The organism is Sphingopyxis soli (genome assembly GCF_018682675.1).
GTDB classification, from domain to species: Bacteria; Pseudomonadota; Alphaproteobacteria; order Sphingomonadales; family Sphingomonadaceae; genus Sphingopyxis; species Sphingopyxis soli.
The window spans coordinates 1-3,760 of record NZ_JAFMTR010000067.1; the positions used below are offsets into that span (position 1 = coordinate 1).

The 3,760-nt window shown below is 68.0% G+C and carries 3 protein-coding genes; all 3 read right to left on the reverse strand.

The features are described 5' to 3' along the window. Window positions 1-60: 60 nt before the first annotated feature. A complete protein-coding gene (locus J1N50_RS11020) occupies window positions 61-1,182 on the reverse strand; it encodes a phage portal protein (protein ID WP_215353507.1) in 1,122 nt (373 codons plus the stop codon). 545 nt (window positions 1,183-1,727) lie between these two features. Beyond that, window positions 1,728-3,011 carry a DNA-packaging protein gene (locus J1N50_RS11025; RefSeq protein ID WP_215353509.1) on the reverse strand — a complete coding sequence of 428 codons (1,284 nt, stop codon included), beginning with the start codon at window positions 3,009-3,011 and terminating at the stop codon, window positions 1,728-1,730. A gap of 23 nt (window positions 3,012-3,034) precedes the next feature. Further along, on the reverse strand, window positions 3,035-3,520 hold the full coding sequence (locus J1N50_RS11030) for a hypothetical protein (protein ID WP_215353508.1): 486 nt from the start codon (window positions 3,518-3,520) through the stop codon (window positions 3,035-3,037). Between the last annotated feature and the right edge of the window lie 240 nt (window positions 3,521-3,760).

The window sequence follows — 3,760 nt, forward strand, 5'->3', positions numbered from 1 at the left end:
CTTCCTCGCACTGAACAAAATCGCTTCAAACCTCGAACGTGGAATTAATGGGTCCTGACCCTAGCTCACTCCCAACAGCGCCTTCTTCTCGTCCGCGGTCAGCCAGTCCGCCGCCGACACCTCGCGCCACAGCGCCATCCGATCCTCAGCCAGCGCCGGCACCCGATCCAGATCGACGCGCAGCTCCGCACCCTCGAACCAGCCCGACAACCCCTGCGCCACCGCCCCCAAAATCTTCGCGCACAGCGGCAGCACCGTCAGCCGCCACAATGCGCGATTGGCCTCGCGATAATTGGCATAGGTCGCATCCCCCGGCAGCCCGAGCAGCATCGGCGGCACACCGAACGCCATCGCGATCTCGCGCGCACTCGAATCCTTCAGCGCCAGAAAATCCATCTCCGCGGGCGACAGCGACAGCGCCTGCCACCTGAGCCCGCCCTCCAGCAGCAACGGCCGCCCCGCATTCGCCCCGCCCGCAAAGCTCTCGGCCAGTTCCTCGCGCAGCCGGTCGACCTGCTCGGCCGACAGCGGCATCCCCTTGTCGGCCGGATCGTGCACCAGCGCGCCCGAAGGCCGCGCCGCATTCTCGAGCAGCGCGGCGTTCCACTTCGCCGCCGCATTATGCGCCGCGATCGCCCCCGCCGCGGCGCCCAGGCACCCCGCGCCATAATGATCGTCGAGCGGATGCAGCGCCTTCACATGCACCACCGCGACGCGCCCCGCGCCATCCTCGGCCGGCAGCACCGCCGCGGAGCCGCCCGCCCCTTGGCCGCCCACCTTGTAGCGATAGGCCACCGGCCACCCGCGCGCATCGGCCTCGACGCTCACCCGCTCGGGCCGCAGCGCATACAGCTCCGCCGGCGCCCCCGACCCGTCGGTCAAAATCTGCACATAGCCATTGCCGTGCAGCAGCAACTGCGACGCCAAGGTCTCGACCAGCCCCTGCCCGCCGGACGGCGCCGCGACCAGCGCCGCCAACGCCGGATCGCTCGCGACGATCGGCGCACTCCCGGCAGCCTCGGCCACCAGCCGCACCGCCCGCTGCACGATCGCATTGGACAAATACCCCTCGCGCACCTGCGCCTCCCAGCTCATCGGCGCGGGCGCGCTCCAACTCCCATACACACGCGACAAAGCGGGCCGCGCAGGCACCTGCGCGGCCTTGCGGCCAAACCAGTTCATGATGATCTCCTGCGTGCTTCGTTTCGCTCGACGGCCTGAACCGTTATCTCGTCACCCCGGGCTCGCCCCGGGGTGACGCGGATAGCATACCGATGCATCCAAAATGGCCGGGATACCCCCCTCGTCACCCAGCGCCTGACCCGCGGCCCACCTATTCCACTCGTTCGTCATCCCGGACTTGATCCGGGATCCATGGCACCGCCGAAATCATGGCCCCCGGATCAAGTCCGGGGTGACGATGAATTATGTCGTTTATGGGCTAGCCAAGTCGTCCCGAGGTCGTTTCGACCGCAGATAATCTCGAATGCGGAATGCAATAACGACGGCAAGGCCAACGCCGATGAGAGCCGTAACAACATAGTCGCCGAGCCATTTGTCCATGGCCCGCCCCGCAATAAGCGTCAGACAGATCAGCGTCAGCTCTTGTTGCCAATTCATCGCGTTAACTCCCCCGACTATAAGGATGATATGCCCAGATCGACGCACGACTTCAACTCGGCAAATCGGTCGACGTCCGCGCCCAGACCGTTGCGCCGATCAAATGATCAAACCCGCCTAACCCCCGGCCCTTTCCCCTTCCGCCGCCCCTCCAGCAAAGCCGCCAGCGCCCAAACGCACGCATCCGCCCGATCGGGCGAGCGCCCCGGCCCCGCATAACCGCCGCCGATCTGCAACCCGCAAAGCTGGTCCTCAAGGCTCGCGAACACCCCCGCATGCACCACATCGCCGCGCTCGTAGGCGATCGCCACCGGCTCCGCGCGCCGCGCCTTGCCGACGCTCGCATGCACCGGCACGACGGGCAGCGTACAATCGGCCTGGCGCAGCGTCGCCGCAACCATGTCCCCGCCCATATTGCTCTCGGCGACGATCCGGTCGGCGCCCCGGCGCGCCGCCGCCGCGGCGACCGCCTGCGCCCACACCGCAGGCGCGGGATTCTCGACGCTCGCATCCTCGACCACGGCCAGCCGCCCGTCGCGCAGCAGCGCTGCCACCACGATCCCGCACGCATCGCCCCTGCTCGTCGCCGGCGGATCGACGCCGATCACCACGCGCACCGGCTTGCCGATGCTCCCGGCCTCGACCCGGCACCGCTCGACCAGCCCGCGCGTCCACAGCGCCCCCTCGATATCCTCGAGCAATTCGCCATCCAGTTCCTGCCGCCCCAGCCGCGTGCCGGCATAGATCGCATCCATCGTCGTCAGCCATTGCGGCGACAAATTGTGGCGATTGTTACGCGTGCTCCCGCCCGTCGTTTCGACACCCTTCTCGGTCATCAATCGCCGCACCAGCGGCACGCCGCGCGGGGTGGTCGTCGCGACAACGCGCGGGTTATCGCCGATCCGCATCGTCAGCATCAGATTGTCCCACGCCGCCTCGCCCTGCGGCCATTTGGCGATTTCGTCGCACCAGGCGGCGCTATGCTCGGGGCCGCGGAGGCTGTCGGGCTCGGCGGCCGAATAGAGGGTCGCGACCGTGCCGTTCGCCCAGCTCAGCCGCCTCAGGCTGCTCTCATACTCGGGGCGCGCCGCGTCGGGCGCGATCGCCAGCACGCCGCTCTCGCCCTCGACCATCACCTGCCGCGCCTCGTGCAGCGAGGCCGCGACCAGCGCGATCCGCGCGCCCGGATGCGCCTCGGCATAGTTCCGCACCCACTCGGCCCCCGTCCGCGTCTTCCCGAAACCGCGCCCCGCCAGCAGCATCCAGACGTGCCAGTCGCCTGCAGGCGGGCACTGGTCGGCGCGCCGCCACCAGCTCCAGTCGGTGAGCAGCCTTGCCGCGCTGTCGTCGCCGATCCGGCGCCCCCAGGCCGCGAAATCGGCGGGCGACATCCGCAGCAACTCGTCGAGGCTTTTCAAGACGCGCCATCCTCTTTTTCGTCGGCGCCGCCTTCCTCCGCCGCGACCTGGGCCCGCATCGCGGTCAGTTTCGCAAGCAGTCGGGCCTTCGCATTCCCTTTGGGCGCGGCCCCGGCCGCCGGGAGCATCGCGCCGCGCACCGCCGCGCGATGCGCCGCGAGCAGCGAGAGCCCGAGGCGATATTTCTGTGCCCGCGATTTCAGCGTCGCTTCCTTCACATTCCCCGTCGGCGCGATCAGCGCCTCGGACAGCAATTCGGCCTCGAGCCGGGCGAACCCTTCGCACAACGCCTCGTGCCAGCGCGCCGCAAAGCCGGTGTTGCGCCGCCGCTCGCGGTACATGGCATTCGCCGAAACCCCCGCCGCCCGCGCCGAGGCCGCGACATTCGAGGATTCGGCCAGCGCCTCGAGGAAAATATCCTTCTGCCGGCGGTCGGGACGGGGATTCCCGCTGTCGTCCGTCGCCGTACCCGCCCGTCCCATCGCCATTCTCCCCAAAGCATCCGGGCCGGATCACCCTCCCGCATCGGAAGGGCGCCGGCCCGAATCGCAATTCTTCATGATGTGACTCTTTTGCCATAACAGCGTGACGATGTCAATAGAAAATAACCTATATGGTGAAATGGATACTGAGTCACCCGGCGTCCGCTTTGGGGTGGGGAGCTGTCATTCAATTCTCGTCATGCTGGCTGCGGCGATGGCCTCGCTGTTTCAGCATCCATG